Source organism: Nocardioides marmorisolisilvae, from assembly GCF_003725775.1.
GTDB classification, from domain to species: Bacteria; Actinomycetota; Actinomycetes; order Propionibacteriales; family Nocardioidaceae; genus Marmoricola; species Marmoricola marmorisolisilvae.
In genome coordinates, this window is the sequence record NZ_RJSG01000002.1 from 315,537 (window position 1) to 331,305 (window position 15,769).

Consider the following 15,769-nt stretch of genomic DNA (forward strand, 5'->3'; position numbering starts at 1 on the left):
CCGATGCAAGTTCGGAGCGAACCAAGGGGAGAACACATGAAGCTCAGCACGAGGAAGCGGATCGCCGTCGCAGCGGCGATCTCCAGCGCGGCCCTGGTCACCGGGGTGGCGGCGGCAACCGCGGCGCCGGCGCACCACGCGAACAAGGTCGTCCAGCACACCGACGCACCCGATGCGACCACACCGGACGCTCCGGCGACCGAGTCGCCCGAGGCGCCGGACACCGAGACCCCCGAGACCGAGGCCCCGGAGCCGACCGACACCCCGGACGCCACCGACACGCCGGATGGCTCGAGCGATCAGAGCGACCAGAACGACCAGGGCGACGACAACCAGGTCGACCAGCCGTCGAACCCGCCGACCCACGCCTCGCACGGCGATGACCACGGCGATGACCAGGGCGAGGACGCCGGCGACGACCAGGGTGACGACCAGGGCGACGACCAGGGCGAGGATGCCGGCGACAGCTCCGAGACGGACTCGCCCGGATCGGACGACTCCGGCGACCAGAGTGAGACCGACGGCCCTGACTCGGGTGACTCCTCGGGTTCGAGCGACGGCGGCGACCACTCCGGCGGCGGCGACGACTGAGAACCGGACCCAGCGACACGGGCTCCGGAGCACGCCGGAGCTCGATGACGACGTGCGCGACGCCGCCTCGGGCGACGGCGTCGCGTTGCGTCGGCTGTACGACGCCCTGGCGCCGAAGATCGTCGCCTACCTGCGGCTGCGGGGCGCCGAGGATCCGGAGGGTCTGACCAACGACGTGTTCCTGGCGGTGTTCACCCGGCTCGACCGGTTGACCGGCGGGTGGACCGGATTCCGGGCCCTGACGTTCACGATCGCCCACTCCCGGGCGGTCGACGACCTGCGGCGGCAGGCGCGGCAGCCGCGGCACTCCGAGTACGACGCGGAGCACGACGGACGCGCCGACTCGTCGGCCGAGCAGCAGGCCCTCGCGGGTATGGATGACGGGGAGGCCAGCCAACTGTTGGCCCTGCTACCCGACGAGCAGCGGACCGTCGTCATGCTCCGCGTCCTCGGCGACCTGTCGGTCGCGCAGACCGCACTCGCGCTTCGGACGACCGAGGCGCGGGTCAAGAAGCTTCAGCAGCGTGCGGTCCTCGCGCTGCGCGGACTCGTGAGCACCAGCGAGTCTGCACCCAAGGACCTGGATGAGGTGGGGCGATGACCGACATCGATCTTCTGGACGATCCGGCTCTGGCCGGGTTGTTCGACGAGCTGCGCTCCCTGGGCGACGGACCCCCGCCGCCCATCGGGGACGACCTCGCTGCGCTGTTCGCCGGGGCTGTGCCGATCACTCGGACCGGCCGCAAGGCTGCCGTCATCGCCCTGGTCAGCGCGGCCGTGCTCGGCGGCACCGTCGGGACCGCTGCCGCGAATTCGCTGCCGGGTCCGGCGCAACGCATTGTGGCGGGCGTGGTCCGCACGCTGACTCCGTTCGACCTGCCGACCCCGGCTGACGATGCCAAGGCGCCACGGCCGTTGCCGGTCGCCCCGACCCCGCCCGCCGAGCACTCCGGACCGGCTCAGGCGCCCCAGCCCTCCGGTGGCCCCGTCGTACGGCCGACCCCGTCGACCCGGTCCGACGACGGCTCGGGAACGAGCGGGGACCGCGGCGACGACACGACGTCGAGCGGGTCGGACGACGAGCACGAGTCGTCGGGAACGAGTACCTCCGGTTCCTCGACCAGCGACGACGGTTCCCGCGGATCAAACGGATCCGGCGGATCGAGCGGCCCGGGCAGCGACGACGGCGAGCGCGGCGGTGGATCCGGCAGCGGATCCGGCAGCGGGTCCGGCAGCGGGTCCGACTCCAGCAGCGGGACCTCCAGCGGTTCCGGCACTAGCTCCGGAGACGACGGCGGCGGGGATGGACTCGATGACTGAGCCGGCCCGGAACTGATCACTGAAAAGGCATTGACGAGAAAAGAACGATCGTTCTATTCTCGGGACATGAGCAAGGGCCAGGCGACGAAGCTCGCCATCCTCGACGAAGCCGTGGGCATCGCGTCCCGCATCGGCTTCAACGCGCTCACCATCGGGCAGCTGGCCGAGCAGACCGGGATGAGCAAGTCCGGCCTGTTCGCGCATTTCAAGTCCAAGGAAGCCCTCCAGCTCGAGACGCTGGAGCGCGGCCGGGAGAGGTTCACCGACATCGTGATCCGCCCGACCCTGGCCACTCCGCGGGGCGTCCAGCGGGTCCGCGCGATGCTCGACCACTGGCTGGTCTGGGAGACCCAGGCGCTCGAGGGCGGCTGCGTCTTTGTGACCGGATCCATCGAATTCGACGACCAGCCGGGCGCGCTGCACGACGCGCTCGTGCGCAACCAGTCGGACTGGGCCGAGACGATCCAGGTCGTCGTACGGACCGGGATCGCCGAGGGCGACTTCCGCGCCGATCTCGACGTCGAGCAGTTCGGCTTCTCGCTCCAGGGCCTGATCTACGCGTTCCACCACCTCTCGCGCCTGCTCCAGGACCCGAAGGCGGAGGAGAAGCTGCGGGCCGGCTTCGAGAACCTCCTGGCTGACGCAGCCGCTTAACCACCACCCAATTTTCGAGAGAGAAGGACAGGGCAATGACCGGACTACAGAAAAGCACGACCGTTCGTATCAGGAATCTAGCCATGCAGGCGTTCTTCAAGTACGCCGAGCACGTCGCACCCGGCTATGCGGGCCGGGTCGCCAACGACCTCTGGTTCACCGCGCCCCCGCGGATGGGTGACCTGCCGGTACCGGCCGGAGGCCGGTCCTTCTCGGTGCTGTCGCAGGGCGCGACGGTCGTCGGGCAGGTCTGGGGTGAGGGGTTTCGACAGGCTCAACCAGCACAAGCAGCTCAACCAACCACTGCGCGGGCTCCGAAGACCGTCTACCTGATGCACGGCTGGGGCGGACGCGGCGCACAGTTCGGTGCCCTGGTCGAGCCGCTGGTCGAGGCCGGGTACCAGGTCGTCATGTTCGACGCCCCCTCGCACGGCGACTCGGGCATCGTCGAGCGGACCGGCGAGCGCCGCACTCACGGCATCGAGTTCGCCCGTGCGCTGGACGCGGTCTTCGACGAGTTCGGTCCGGCCGAGGCCGTCATCGCGCACTCGCTGGGCACCATCTCGACGTACCTGGACCTGCGCTTCGGCTGGCTCGGCACGAACCGTCTGGTGTTCATCGCGCCGATGACCGACGCGATGTCGCTCTTCGACGGCTTCCAGGCCGCGCTCGGGTTCGGACCGCGGACCCGCGCCGCGATGGAGGCAGCGACGCGCGACTTCACCGGGCTGCCGGTCACCGAGTTCGACGCGACGCTGCAGTCGCGCTACCTGGACGAGCCGCTGCCGACGTTCGTGGTGCACGACCGCGACGACCGGCAGACCCCGTACGCCGACGCCAAGGCGTTCGCGAGCGCGGTCGGTGCGGAGTTCATGGGGACCGAGGGGCTGGGCCACCGCAAGGTGCTGCGCGACCCCGAGGTGATCAAGCGGGTCGTCGAGTTTGTTTCGACAAGCTCAACAACCGACGGCGGCGATGGCGACAAAACGTCCGGGCAGGACGACGACTGGATGGAGGTAGCGGGATGAACGGCAGCGAGGGCAGCTGGTTGGAAGCATGGGTCGACGAGTTCCTCGCGAGCACGCCGCCGGGATGGCCGTTCGAGAACGGTTTCGACCTGAAGGTCGATCCGGCGGCCTGACGGCTGCTGTGGACTCACGCGGCAAGGACCTGCGCAAAACGATCAGAATTCCGTCATGGTCGATTCTGACGATCCGGTAGCTGAACTGCGCTCACGGGCTGCCGCATTGGGGATGTCTGTGTCCGCGTACTTGCTCAGCGAGCAGGCTGATGGGGGACCTAAGCCGCCGATCGCGGAGACCCTGCGGAAGGCCGCCAAGGACGGCAGGCGCGAAGACGTCACGACCGACGAGATCGTCGACATCATTCGTCTTGGGCGCGAGAGTCGTTGAATCGTTGGCGTCCTGACCGCCAGTGGGTCCGGGTCGCCGGGTTTCGAGGCTCGTCGCTAGCGCTCCTCGCACCTCAACCACCGCGAGGGTCTGAGCGCTCCTCGCACCTAAACCACCGCTAGGCCGGGAGCGTGAACCAGACCGTCGTACCGCCGCCGTCGGCGTCGTCGATCCCGATCTCGCCGCCGTGCGCCTCGACAGCGCGGCGCGCGGTGGCAAGACCGATGCCGGTGCCGTCCACGGTGCTGTCGCCGCGGGCGTAGAGCTCGAACAGCCCGTCGCGTTGGTTGGCCGGGATGCCGCGGCCATTGTCGGTGACGGAGATCCGCCACGTCTGGCCCCCACGGGAGGCGGCCACGACGACGCGCGGCTTGGTGCCGGCCGGGGTGAACTTCACGGCGTTGGAGATCAGGTTGAGCAGGACGGCGTACAGCTGCTGCTCATCGGCGAGCACGGTTGGCAGATCCTCGAAGACCAGCTCGGCGCCGCGGTCGCGCAGCGCGGGCCCGAGGTCGCTGATGGCGTGCTCGACCAGGGCGGTCAGGGAGACGTCGGTCCGCTCGAGTGCCGCGCCGACGCGTGCGTAGCCGAGGATCGTCTCGATCAGGGTCGCCATCCGGTGGCCGGCGGCCACGGTGGCGGTGACCAGCTGCTCGATCTCGCGGTCCGCCTGCACGACGGGCTCGCCGGCGAGCAGCTCGGCGTTGGCGAGGACCGCGGTCAGGGGAGTGCGGAGGTCGTGGCTCACCTGGCTGGCGAACATGCTGAGCAGCTCGTTCGAGCGGTGCAGCTCGTCGCGGGCCTCCTCAAGCTGACGGCTGCGGAGCCGCAGCTCGAGCACGTCGACGACCCGCTCGGCGAGCACGTGCAGCACCTCGGCCTGGTCCTCGTCGAGCGGGCGCGGGACCTCGTCGAAGACGCAGAGCCGGCCGATGCGCACTCCGGACGGGGTGTCGAGCGGGGCAGAGGCGTAGAACCGGACGTCGCCGATCACTCCAGTGACGAACGGGTTGTCGGCGAAGCGCGGGTCCTTGCTGGCGTCCTCGGCGATCACCGTTCTCGAGTCGTCGAGCACCGCGGCGCACATCGAGTCGCTGCGCAGGCACACCGAGGGGTCGAAGCCCGAGGTCGCGACCTGGTGCTGGTGTCCGGTGCTGATCAGGTTGATCGCCGCGGTCGGCACGTTGCAGATCGTCGCCGCGATGTCGACCAGCGCCTGCAGGTCGCGACCGCCCGGCTCTTCCAGGACGCCGTACTCCTCGAGCTGCGCGTCAGCGATCGACATCGTCATCCTTCCGAGACGAGACCGCCCGCTTGGGCAGTCGCAGGGTGATGGCTTGTCCGTCGAGGGACAGGTTGCCGCCGATCGAGGCGGCGAGCTCGTTGGTGGCAGCAGATGCGCTCTTCGGCGGAGTGCCGGACCAGCCGACGCGCACCTCGAGGTGGGTGCTGCGGTCGGTCGCGGACACGAACGCGGCGCCCTGGCCCGAGGTGATCACCATCGCGAGCACCCGGATCAGCGGCTGCGGGTCGAGGCGGGTCGGCATCGGTCCGCTCGGGTCGTGGATCACGGCGATGCCGGCGTTGTTGAGCCGCTCGACCGTGTCGGCGAGCAGAGCGTCCAGGTCGAGGTCGATCTCCTCGGACGACAGCACCTCGCGCGAGGAGGCCAGCAGCTCGGCGATCGCCTCGGAGAGCCGGTCCAGCTCGGCCGTCGCCTTGCCCAGCTGGGCCGAGACCGTTTCCGGGGTCTCCGGCCACAGCGCGAGGTCCTCGAGCTCGAGCTTGAGCGCGGTCACCGGCGTGCGGAGCTCGTGCGAGGCGTGCACCGCGAGCTCGCGCTCGTGGGTCAGCAGTGCGTCCAGCTTCTCGCCGCTGGAGCGCAGGGCCTCGCCGATCGCTTGCGCCTCCGGCACCCGGTACGCCGGCAGGTTCGGGTGCAACCGTCCGGCGCCGAGTCCGCGCGCCGCTTCGGCGAGCTGCTGGAAGGGCCGCGACATCCGCCGGGCGATCACGAACCCGGCGGCTCCGGCCAGGACCGCGAGCACCAGGCCCAGGACCACCAGCGGCAGCAGCGCCCGGGCGATCTCGGCGTCGACAGCGTCAGCAGAACGCAGGACCCAGACGGTGTCGCCGTTCGCGAGCTTCGCCGAAGCGGTGACGTTGCCCTTCGCGGACCTCGGTCCGTCGGTGGAGTCGATCAGCGTGCCTCCGGTGTCGATCCGGATCCGTTCGTCCTCATCGGCGAGGCGGTCGAGGAACGCGGGGGTGACCTTCTGGTGCGCGGCAACCCGTTCGTCGATGGCGACCCGGGCCAGCTCGACGGTCCGGTCGACGCGGTGCTGCTCCTGGGTGCGGACCAGGTCGGCGAGGAAGTAAGCGCGGGGGATGCCGTAGAGGGCCACGACCAGGACGGTCAGGCCTACGAATGCGGCAACCAGGCGCTCACGCACGACTCAGCTCTCTTCGAGCCTGAAGCCGACGCCGCGCACCGTCACGATGGCGACCGGTGCCTTGCTCTCCTCGAGCTTCTGCCGCAGCCGACCGATGGTGACGTCGAGGGTCTTGGTGGAACCGAACCAGTTCTCGTCCCAGACCTCGTCCATCAGCCGCTCGCGGGTGAAGACGGTGCCGCGCTCGGAGTCGAGCAGCGCGAGCAGGTCGAACTCCTTGGAGGTCAGGGAGATCTCGGCGTCCTGGACCCAGACCCGGCGCGAGCCACGGTCGACCCGGATGCCGCTCTCGGTGGTTGCCTCAGCCGGTGCCGGAGTACCGGTGCCGCGACCGGCGCGACGCAGCAGTGCCCGGGTGCGTGCCAGCAGCTCGGCGAGCGCGAACGGCTTGCCGAGGTAGTCGTCCGCGCCGACGTCCAGGCCGACCACCCGGTCGAGCTCGCCGCCGCGCGCGGTCAGGATCATCACGCCACCCTCGTAGCCGTTGCTGCGCAGCTGGCGGCACACGTCCAGGCCGTCCAGGTCGGGCAGGCCGAGGTCGAGGAGCACCAGGTCGATGTCGCCGGCGGCGGCGCGCTCGAGACCGGCGGTGCCGGTGTCGACCCGTTCGACCTGGTAGTCCTCGCGCTCGAGGGTGCGGACCAGCGGGACGGCGATGCCGTCGTCGTCCTCGACGACGAGGATGAGGTGGGTCACCTCAGAGAGCATAGGGGTGCTCCGGCCGCACCGGACGCTCCCGCGCATCGGCCACGACGAGGGCGACGGCAAGGAACGCGAACACCACGACCATGGTGGCCGCCGGGGTCCAGGAGACGCTGCCGGTGCTCGGGCTGCCGATGAACGCGACCATCGCCTGGCCGGCCACGATGAGGCCGGAGAGGACGACGACGGCGAACCGGGACTCGAAGCAGTTGCGCTGCCACATCCGTCCGGCCGCGACCAGGGCGCCGAGGGCGAGTGCGCCGACCAGCAGCACGCTGTAACCGTGGGTGCTGCCACCCGCGAGCTCCCCGAGCGCCGAGCCGGCCATCGAGGCGGTGGCGATCGCGGCGAAGCGCGATGTACGGGTCAGGCGCACGGCGCGACGCTTCGCGGGCTGGCGGAGGGTGGTGCTCATCAGAAGTCCTTGTCGTTCGTGCCGAGCTCGGTGGCCGGAGCCGCGGAGCAGGGACGGCCGTTGGTGTCGAGTGCGGAGACCGACGGGGTCCAGATGGAGGCCTGGCTCGAGGTCGCGGTCCGCAGGCTGCCGCCGCTGGTCATCGCACCGACCGTGACGGTGACGACGGTCGCGCTGGTGCCGTTGACCGTGGCGGTGGAGGCCACCATGGTGGCGGCGAAGACAGCCGTCTTGTTGTTCTTGATGAAGTTGCCCTTGAGGTTCACCGAGCCGAGGTTCAGCACGGTGGAGCCGCTCAGGACGTCCACGGTGTCGTTGCTGCCGCCCAGGCCGGAGGTGACCGCGTTGCCGTCGCGCAGGCGCAGGCTGACCGCGGTCGACGTACCGGTCCAACCGGTCATGATCGAGGCGAGGTTGACCTGGTCGGTGAAGGTGAAGGTGAGCTTGTCGCCGGCATCCAGGCGGCCGACCTTCGCGCCACCGTTCGTCGCCTGGACGTCGTACGCCTTCAGCGGGGTGTTGTCGATGCGGCGGGCGGCCATCGTGGTCGAGACCGTGGTCTTGCCGGCGCCGTCGACCAGCGTGGCGCGGAAGTCGTAGAGACCGTCGGCCAGCGTGGTGGTGTTCAGGCTGCAGCTGTACGGCGAGGTGGTGTCGGTGCAGACGGTGGTCCAGGTGCTCGAACCGTTCGGGGCGCGGTCGATGCGGACCGAGGTGACGCCGGCGGTGGAGGCAGCGGTGGCGGTCAGGGTGACGGTGCCGGACAGGTAGGCGCCCGGGTCCTCCATGGAGACCGAGGAGACGGTGTTGTCGACCGTGCGGCTCGCGATCACCGTGGAGGCCGTGGTGTTGCCGGCCTGGTCGGTGGCGAACGAGCGGAACGAGTAGACGCCGTCGGAGAGCTTGGTGGTGTCGTAGCGGCAGGTGTACGGGTCGACCGAGAGCGTGCACATGGTCGTCCAGGTGCCGGTGCCGCTCTTCTGGTACTGGATCTGCACGCTGGTCACCGACGTGTCGGCGTCCGATGCGGTCGCGGTGAAGGTCGCGGTGCCGCGCAGCGGCGTACCGGGGTCGGTCATCGCGGTCACCGGGGCGACGTTGTCGATCAGCGCGTCGGTGACGGTGGCCGAGTAGACGGTGGTGGTGCCGCTGGTGGCGACGGCCCGCAGGTCGTAGGACTCGCCCTGGGTGTAGCCGGTGGCGGTGGCCCAGGTGCAGGTGTACGGCGCGGTGACGGTCATCGTGCAGAGCGTCTTCCAGCTGCCCGTGCTGCCGGTGACCAGGTACTGCACCGAGACCACGTAGACCAGCGAGCCGGGGTTGTAGATCGCGGCGTTGAGGGTCACGTTGCCCTTGACGACGTCGCCCGGGTCGTTGAGGACCAGCAGCAGGTTGTTCGCGACCTGCGTGGTGACGGTGTCCGAGGTGGTCTGGTAGCCGGCGTTGTCGGTGGCGATCGCGCGCAGGTCGTAGCTGCCGTCCGCGACGAGCTTGGTGTTCCAGCTGCACGAGTACGGCGAGCCGGACGCGGTGCACATCGTGGTCCAGGTCGAGGCGCCCGGGGCGAGGTACTGGATGACGACGCTCGCGATGCCCGAACCGGTGTCCGAGGCGTTCGCGGCGATGGTGGCGGCGGTGCCGCTGACCGTCGTGCCCGGGTTGATCATCGTCACCGTCGGCGGCACCCAGTCGGAGGCGGCGCTGATGCTGCTGGCGGTGTTGCGCGAGGTGGAGGTGAAGGTCGCGCCGGAGAGGCTCGGCATCCCGAAGACGGCCACGCCCAGGACGGCCATCAGGGCCATCAGGGTGAGCGGGCGGCGGGACATCGGTTCTCCTTCGGGAAGTCGTTGGTTCAACGCTAGAAAGTCGCGGTACACGGCCCGGCAACAAGCGGGCGCTGGAGTTCCACAACTCGGTAACAGCTGTCGCGGTGGCGTGAAAAGACCACCGTCCCGCGCGCGCCGGGTGCGCGCGGGACGGTGGAACCCTGTGCAGGTCGCGGCGACCGACCTGCAGCCCCCCAGGGGGTGACCGCGGGGGGTCAGACGAGCTCAGGGGCTTCCTGGAGCTCGTCGTGACCACCCGCGGCCGGCGCTGTGCGCTGCGGCGGGATGAGGACCCGTCGCCGCGTCTCGGGCGCCTTCGCGGCTGCCTTCTCCTCCCAGATCCGGGAGCCACGAAGTTCCTTGAGCAGCTGCCCGAGAGCAGCCAGTGCGATGAGTGCTGCGGGGCCGCCGATGAACAGCATCCGGGTGGTGCGGTCGGCCAGGGCGATGAACACCCAGCCGGCCTTCGGGACGCTGAACTGCACGACGGGCTGCTCCTGACCGAGGAGCTTGAAGTGCCACGGGTCGGGGTCCGGGTTGTTGTCACCCTTGGTGGTGAACAGCACTCCGCCACCCTCGGCCGGCTCCATCTTCATCACCCGGTGCGTGACCAGGTGGTTCACGCCGGAGTCGGCGGGCGGCATGTAGGTGATGACGTCCCCGACCTTCAGGTCCTCGACGGGGGTCTTCTTCTCGAAGACGACCGAGCCGATGTCGTAGGTGCCGGTCATCGAACCGCCGGTGATCACGTAGCGGCTGTAGCCGAAGAGGCTCGGCGCCACCCACGCGAGACCAGCCAGCATCACGAGCAGGACCGCAGTGTTGATCGCCCAGCCGCTGGCGCGGCGAACGGGGGTGATCTGGAGGTGATTGCTCATCGCGGGCTCCTACTCGTGATGCGGGTTCTGGATCAGGGGAGTGGTCGAAGTGGCCGGGCGCGTCCCCTGTGCGCGCCCGGCCTCTTCGATCAGAAGTCCTGGCCGTTGAGCTGGACCGAGTCCCAGCGGTAGACCGCGTTGGCGGTCTTGCCCTGGTCGCCGTTGCCGGCGTTCGTGTCGAGCTTCACGACGAACTTGAAGGAGTGCGCCGCGCCGGAGGCCCAGGTGCCCAGGTCCGTCTTCGCGCCGTCGACGAGACCGCCGAAGGTGCCGGAGTAGACCGAGGTGCCGGTGGTGGTGTCGGTGATGTCGAGGGTCAGGTCGCTGCCGGCGAAGGTGTTGGCCGAGGAGACCTCGACCAGCGAGAACGCGGCGGCCAGCGAGCCGGTGTTGGTCAGGGTCAGCGTGCCGGTGACCGTGTCGCCCGGCTTCATGTTCGACAGGTTGAAGATCGCCTGGTCGGCCTTGCTGTTCGACTGCGTCAGGGTGCCGGCGGTCACCGCGGAGATGGTGTTGCCGCTGGTGCTCGTGAAGGTGGCGCCCGAGCCGACGGCCACAGCGGCGGCGGCAGCGAGGGTGGCGAGCGGGACGAGCAGCTTGCGGGTGTTCTTCATGTCGATCTGGCTCCTTGTTGGTGGCAACCGGTCGGTTGCTGTTGTGAAGGTTCTTGGCGGGTTTTTCCCGATGACCAGAACGCTACGGAGGCCAGATCCACGGGTTGGTAACGCGAACTGCTCGCTATTTCCACACTCCGGTACCAGTCAGGAACGGTCCTGTTGCCCACGTGTGGACGAGCCGCTCGAGGCGCGCGCCGCACTACGCTCGGCGGGACAACGCTGGAGCGGAGGTGAGCGGATGGGTGTGGCCCTGGACTGGCCCGGCAAGGACGCCGCCGCCGCGCTCTCCACCGCCCCGCCCCAGGCGTCGGTCGAGATCCCCGAGGCGGATCACCTGCTGATCGCCGGGGACAACCTGGACGCGCTCAAGCTCCTCGCGCCGGCGCACGCGGGGGCGGTGAAGCTGATCTACATCGATCCGCCGTACAACACCCACCGCCGCTTCGTGTACGCCGACAGCTTCAGCACCGACGAGTGGCTCTCGATGATCTACCCGCGGTTGCTGCTCGCTCGCGACCTGCTCACCGAGGACGGCGCGATCGTCGTCTCGATCGGGGACGACCAGTCGCACACGCTACGGCTGCTGCTCGACGAGGTCTTCGGCGCGGAGAACCACGTGGCCGACGTGGTCTGGCAGAAGAAGTACACCCGCGCCAACGACGCCCGGTTCTTCTCCGACAACCACGAGTACCTCTTCGTCTACGCCCGCGACCTCGAGCAGCTCGCGATGCAGGGGGAGCCGCGCTCGGAGGCGCAGAACTCCGCCTACACGAACCCGGACGGCGACCCGCGCGGTCCGTGGAAGGCGACGCCGATCCACGCCAAGAGCGGCAACGACCCGGACTTCACCCACACCTTCAGCAACGGGGTGGTGTGGTCGCCGCTGCCGGGCACCTTCCCGCGGTTCAGTCACGAACGACTGGATCTGCTCGAAGCCGAGGGCGCGATCTGGTTCGGCCGGGACGGGCAGGCGCAGCCGAACCGGAAGACCTATCTGGCCGACCTCGCCGAACGGGTCACCCCGACCACGCTGTGGCTGCACACCGAGGTCGGCAACACCCACGAGGCGAACACCGAGCTCAAGGACCTCGGGCTGGGAGGCGTCTTCCAGAACCCGAAGCCGACCCGGCTGATCCGGCGTGTGCTGCAGCTGTTCACCGGACCGGACGACCTGGTCCTCGACTTCTTCGCCGGCTCCGGCTCGACCGCGCACGCCGTGCTGCTGGAGAACTGCGCCGACGGTGGCAAGCGCCGGTCGATCTCGGTGCAGTCGACTGACCCGGTGCCCGGCGACTCGGCCGCGGCCAAGGCCGGGTTCTCCACGCTGGACGAGATCACTGCCGCCCGCCTGCGCGCGGTCGCGGGCGCGGAGCCGACGGTGGTGCGCCTTGGCTGAGACCTACGGCCTGACCTGGCCGGGCAAGAAGGACGCCCTCGCCCTGGCCCACACCCCGCCGAAAGGTCACTTGAGTACGCCGAACGGTCGCTTGGACACCGTCGAACGGTCACTGGGTGACGTGTTCATCGAGGGCGAGAACCTCGAGGTCCTCAAGCTGCTCACCCCCGAGTACGCCGACGCGGTGAAGCTGATCTACGTCGACCCGCCGTACAACACCGGCAACGACCCGGTCTACGGCGACGACTACCGCGACTCCAGCTGGCTCTCGATGATCTACCCGCGGCTGGTGCGCGCCCGTGACCTGCTCACGCCCGACGGCCTGATCGCCGTCTCGATCGACGACCACGAGCTGCACCACCTGGTCACCGTGATGAACGAGGTCTTCGGGGAGAAGAACTTCATCACGATCCTCAACTGGCGCAAGCGCGGAACCGGGGGACAGGTCGCCAAGAACGCGATCATCAACCAGGTCGAGTACGTCGTCTGCTTCGCCCGCGACGCTGCCCAGCTTCGGCTGGTGGGGTTGCCGAACGAGAACCACGGCACCGCGCGCTGGCGTGACTTCCGCAAGGCGGGAGGCCAGTGGCAGCGGCGCTACCGGCCCAAGCAGTTCTTCCCGCTCTGGGTCTTACCCGACGGCTCGGTCTCGCTGACCGAGAGCCCAGGGGCGATCGCGGTGCACCCGACCGACGCGACGGGGGAGGAGGGCTTCTGGGAGAACGGCGTGCCGACGACCGCGGAACGGATCGATGCCGGCGAGCTGCGCGGCCGGATCATCCGAGGGCGCTGGAAGATCGAGCAGCTGGAGGTCGCCAAGCAGACCACCAACGCCGGCAACTACCTGGAGATCCCGTCGACGCGTGGCACTGAACGGCTCAAGGCACTGCTCGGCTCGGTGGTGCTGGAGAACCCGAAGCCGGTCGAGCTGATCCACTACCTGTTGCACATCTCCGACCTGCGCGACGGCGATGTCGTGCTCGACTTCTTCGCCGGCTCCGGTACGACGGGGGATGCCGTGCTGTCCTGGCGGGCCGAGACCGGTCGGGATGTCAGCTACGTGCTGGTCACCTCCGACCATCCGGTCGCGGCCGGCACCGGCGCCGCGCTGGCGGGTTTCAGCACCGTCGCCGAGATTGGCTTGGCGCGGGTGCGGGCCGCGGCAGATGACGTCGAGGCATTACCTCCAAGGACGCTGAAACTCGTAGCGGACTGAGCTACCGCTACCGCGTGGCTCAGAACCCGGAAGGAAGCTCTCGAACCTTCCTCGGCTTGGCCCAGCCCGGTTTCCAGACTCTGACCAACGCGGTCGCCGACCCGGACGGCCCGATCCCGGTCCAGCAGGCCGCGATGCGCTAGCTTCTCCGGGCAACGTCGACTAAGTCGACGACGGCGTGATCATCGGGCTTGTTCTCGTTTGGAAGTGCAAATCGCGATCGGTCTAGCGCCGCTCCGAGGTCCCAATAGTTGGTACGGGCGAGGAACAGGACCGATCGCGGGTCTCCCAGGTCTTGCACAACCCGTCTGCCGTCCTGCGTGCCCCAGATTGTGAAATGGCCAGCGACGATCGGCCAGTATCCAGCGCTGTAGCCGTGGTGCAAGAGCATCGGTTTTCCTCCGATCGGCTCAGACCAGATTTCATACGGATCGTCGAAGATGCCATCGGGCGGGGGTGACTTCGTTTCCGGGTCGATGTGTTGCGTCCAAACGAGCCAGGTGTCGTTGGCGGCGCATCCCATCGCGAGTCCGGTGTGAGTGAGCGGAGTCGGAGACCCTCCCGCGAGAGGAACTTGCCAACAGTCGCCACCCACCTCGGGCTGTCGGTGGGGCCCCGTACTTGGGCCGAGGTAGATCAACGAGTCGCCGCTCACCGATTCAGTGCCAGGGGTGAGAACTGCATGACGCATCACAGTTCTTGGCGAACTCCAATCATGACGCCACAGCCATTCGTGCGCCGTTCGTTTGCCGTCTCTTTCGGCCGACGACCAGGCGATGTAGTCGTCGCCGGCGCTCATCCACGGCACCCACGGGTCTGGTGTTTGCCCGTTGCTGAGCAGGGTCAACAGCTGGTGAGTCTCGGGATTGGCGGCTACGACTCGCCAAAGAACGTCCATGTCGCCGTCGCCTTGCGCCTTGGACTGATCCACGAAAACGGTCCAGGAGCCTGACACCCCGGCCCAGCCGACATAGCCGTGAGGAAACGCCGAATGTGCTACCCGCCTGCGTTTACCCGTCGTCAGATCGACAGACATGACCGATGCCCGGTCCAGGTCGCCCTCCTGTCGGGACGGATACACGAGCCGTTTCGAGTCTCCGCTGATCGCCCCCACGGAGCCCCCGAGGTCGATTTGTTTGACTGTCCGCGCAATCGGTGGGCGAACAACTCCACGATCGGTGGTTTCAGGGTTCTGTGACTGAAGCGCGTGCTTCGGCGGGCCGTGACCCCGGTCGCATCCGCTCAATCCCATCAGGATGAACGCGATCAACAGACAATGCGCGCTCTTGGCTCTCACGAAACGATTCCATGGATGGAGTCCGTCGTGATCGCGGTGAACGCGATTGGTCAGCAGTTCACGGTGCTTACCGTACGACTGGTAGTTCGACTGCCCGTAGATGTAAACCGGGTCCCACTCCTCGCCGATCCAGAGATAGTGGGTCGAGCCGACCATCTCGTAGCCGTAGACGAAGTCGAAGTGCTTCAAGTTGTGATTGGTCGGAAAGAACGACAGGTACATGGTGTCGATGTTTGCGATCACGGACTGGTGGAACGAATAGGTGTCCATCGTGACGGTGTTGAAGTAGGACGTCGCGCTGGTTGGCCGCGAGGTTGTCCAGTGGCCGAAGCTGCTGAAGTTAGCGTTGAGGGCACTAGCGACGTTTGCGCGGGATGTTCCGACGCCTTCTTTTGTGCCCTCCCAGCTTGCAAAGGCCTGCTCGGTGAAGTCTTTGTAGGCACCGGTCTTGTACCGGTACATCGCGGACACCATGTTGCGCGTCGCGCTCGGTCCACAGGTATACGCCTTCTTGCCGTTGCCCTGGCCCTCTCGATAGATGCTCATCATCTGCACCTCGGGAAGCTTGTACGACACCGGGGGGTCGCCACCTTCTCCCGGATTGGTCGAGTACGGCTGGACAGCACCGGAAGAACCGGACGTCGACCCGTTCATGGCTGCCAGCTGCGAATCCTTCGACTGCTGCTGGGAGCGCTGCGAGGCAGTCATCGGAGGATCGGCGACAACCGGAGCGCAGGTTCCTGCCTCGGTGTAGCCGCCGGGGCGGCAAGTGGCCGCTTGCGCCGACGTGAACGGGGCCAGGCTGAAGACAAGAACTGTGAGTCCGGCCAGCCGGACTGCGCGAGCGGGTGAGAGAAGCATCAGGACCTCCAGGGGAACAGGACGAGTGCCCTGATATTCCTTTAAGTTCCCACAATTGCGTAATAGGGATCCGAACATCTGTGGATAACAAGCCCTCGTGCGCGTGGGGTCGGCCCTGCCCGGGTAGTCCA

Annotated in this window: 17 protein-coding genes; 9 read left to right on the top strand and 8 right to left on the bottom strand. The window is 68.2% G+C overall.

The features are described 5' to 3' along the window. Positions 1 to 36 precede the first annotated feature (36 nt). The 6 genes from EFL95_RS19395 to EFL95_RS05265 all read left to right on the top strand — a co-directional run bounded on the left by EFL95_RS19395 (position 37) and on the right by EFL95_RS05265 (position 3,977). Positions 37 to 591: a hypothetical protein gene (locus EFL95_RS19395; RefSeq protein ID WP_183407041.1), complete on the top strand. Its 555-nt coding sequence runs from the start codon at positions 37 to 39 to the stop codon at positions 589 to 591. A gap of 52 nt (positions 592 to 643) precedes the next feature. After that, the gene (locus EFL95_RS05245; RefSeq protein ID WP_183407042.1) at positions 644 to 1,192 is read left to right on the top strand and encodes an RNA polymerase sigma factor; all 549 of its coding nucleotides are present in this window, start codon (positions 644 to 646) and stop codon (positions 1,190 to 1,192) included. After that, a complete protein-coding gene (locus EFL95_RS05250) occupies positions 1,189 to 1,911 on the top strand; it encodes a superantigen-like protein SSL4 (RefSeq protein WP_123233002.1) in 723 nt (240 codons plus the stop codon). Before EFL95_RS05245 ends, EFL95_RS05250 begins: the two co-directional genes overlap by 4 nt. Positions 1,912 to 1,977: 66 nt before the next feature. Further along, the gene (locus tag EFL95_RS05255) at positions 1,978 to 2,565 is read left to right on the top strand and encodes a TetR/AcrR family transcriptional regulator (protein WP_123233003.1); all 588 of its coding nucleotides are present in this window, start codon (positions 1,978 to 1,980) and stop codon (positions 2,563 to 2,565) included. A gap of 83 nt (positions 2,566 to 2,648) precedes the next feature. Further along, positions 2,649 to 3,593, top strand: a complete 945-nt coding sequence (locus EFL95_RS05260) for an alpha/beta fold hydrolase (RefSeq protein WP_183407043.1) — start codon at positions 2,649 to 2,651, stop codon at positions 3,591 to 3,593. 168 nt (positions 3,594 to 3,761) lie between these two features. After that, positions 3,762 to 3,977, top strand: coding sequence for a hypothetical protein (locus tag EFL95_RS05265; protein ID WP_123233005.1), 216 nt, complete (start codon positions 3,762 to 3,764; stop codon positions 3,975 to 3,977). A gap of 118 nt (positions 3,978 to 4,095) precedes the next feature. On the opposite strand, the gene EFL95_RS05270 is transcribed toward EFL95_RS05265, so the two are convergent. From EFL95_RS05270 to EFL95_RS05300, 7 genes are all read right to left on the bottom strand, one after another. Continuing rightward, positions 4,096 to 5,262 carry a GAF domain-containing sensor histidine kinase gene (locus EFL95_RS05270; RefSeq protein ID WP_183407044.1) on the bottom strand — a complete coding sequence of 389 codons (1,167 nt, stop codon included), beginning with the start codon at positions 5,260 to 5,262 and terminating at the stop codon, positions 4,096 to 4,098. Further along, positions 5,249 to 6,430, bottom strand: a complete 1,182-nt coding sequence (locus EFL95_RS05275) for a histidine kinase dimerization/phospho-acceptor domain-containing protein (RefSeq protein ID WP_123233007.1) — start codon at positions 6,428 to 6,430, stop codon at positions 5,249 to 5,251. Before EFL95_RS05275 ends, EFL95_RS05270 begins: the two co-directional genes overlap by 14 nt. Before the next feature lie 3 nt (positions 6,431 to 6,433). Beyond that, positions 6,434 to 7,126: a response regulator transcription factor gene (locus EFL95_RS05280; RefSeq protein ID WP_246004813.1), complete on the bottom strand. Its 693-nt coding sequence runs from the start codon at positions 7,124 to 7,126 to the stop codon at positions 6,434 to 6,436. Position 7,127: 1 nt separating this feature from the next. Further along, the gene (locus EFL95_RS05285; protein WP_123233009.1) at positions 7,128 to 7,547 is read right to left on the bottom strand and encodes a hypothetical protein; all 420 of its coding nucleotides are present in this window, start codon (positions 7,545 to 7,547) and stop codon (positions 7,128 to 7,130) included. Next, positions 7,547 to 9,373, bottom strand: coding sequence for an Ig-like domain-containing protein (locus EFL95_RS05290; RefSeq protein ID WP_123233010.1), 1,827 nt, complete (start codon positions 9,371 to 9,373; stop codon positions 7,547 to 7,549). The genes EFL95_RS05285 and EFL95_RS05290 overlap by 1 nt, the downstream gene beginning before the upstream one ends. Before the next feature lie 215 nt (positions 9,374 to 9,588). Further along, complete coding sequence (locus EFL95_RS05295) at positions 9,589 to 10,251, bottom strand: signal peptidase I (RefSeq protein WP_123233011.1); 663 nt, start codon at positions 10,249 to 10,251, stop codon at positions 9,589 to 9,591. Positions 10,252 to 10,340: 89 nt separating this feature from the next. After that, positions 10,341 to 10,865 carry a TasA family protein gene (locus EFL95_RS05300; RefSeq protein ID WP_221176326.1) on the bottom strand — a complete coding sequence of 175 codons (525 nt, stop codon included), beginning with the start codon at positions 10,863 to 10,865 and terminating at the stop codon, positions 10,341 to 10,343. Positions 10,866 to 11,106: 241 nt separating this feature from the next. Between EFL95_RS05300 and EFL95_RS05305 the strand changes: the two genes are divergently transcribed. The 3 genes from EFL95_RS05305 to EFL95_RS19995 are packed head-to-tail and all read left to right on the top strand — an operon-like array spanning position 11,107 to position 13,623. Then, positions 11,107 to 12,264: a site-specific DNA-methyltransferase gene (locus EFL95_RS05305; protein ID WP_183407045.1), complete on the top strand. Its 1,158-nt coding sequence runs from the start codon at positions 11,107 to 11,109 to the stop codon at positions 12,262 to 12,264. Next, a complete protein-coding gene (locus EFL95_RS05310) occupies positions 12,257 to 13,480 on the top strand; it encodes a site-specific DNA-methyltransferase (protein WP_183407046.1) in 1,224 nt (407 codons plus the stop codon). Before EFL95_RS05305 ends, EFL95_RS05310 begins: the two co-directional genes overlap by 8 nt. Before the next feature lie 14 nt (positions 13,481 to 13,494). Then, complete coding sequence (locus EFL95_RS19995) at positions 13,495 to 13,623, top strand: hypothetical protein (RefSeq protein WP_281272194.1); 129 nt, start codon at positions 13,495 to 13,497, stop codon at positions 13,621 to 13,623. Here the strand turns inward: EFL95_RS19995 and EFL95_RS05315 are convergent. Then, complete coding sequence (locus tag EFL95_RS05315; RefSeq protein WP_148044982.1) at positions 13,620 to 15,638, bottom strand: TolB-like translocation protein; 2,019 nt, start codon at positions 15,636 to 15,638, stop codon at positions 13,620 to 13,622. The two genes, EFL95_RS19995 and EFL95_RS05315, sit on opposite strands and share 4 nt — an antisense overlap. Between the last annotated feature and the right edge of the window lie 131 nt (positions 15,639 to 15,769).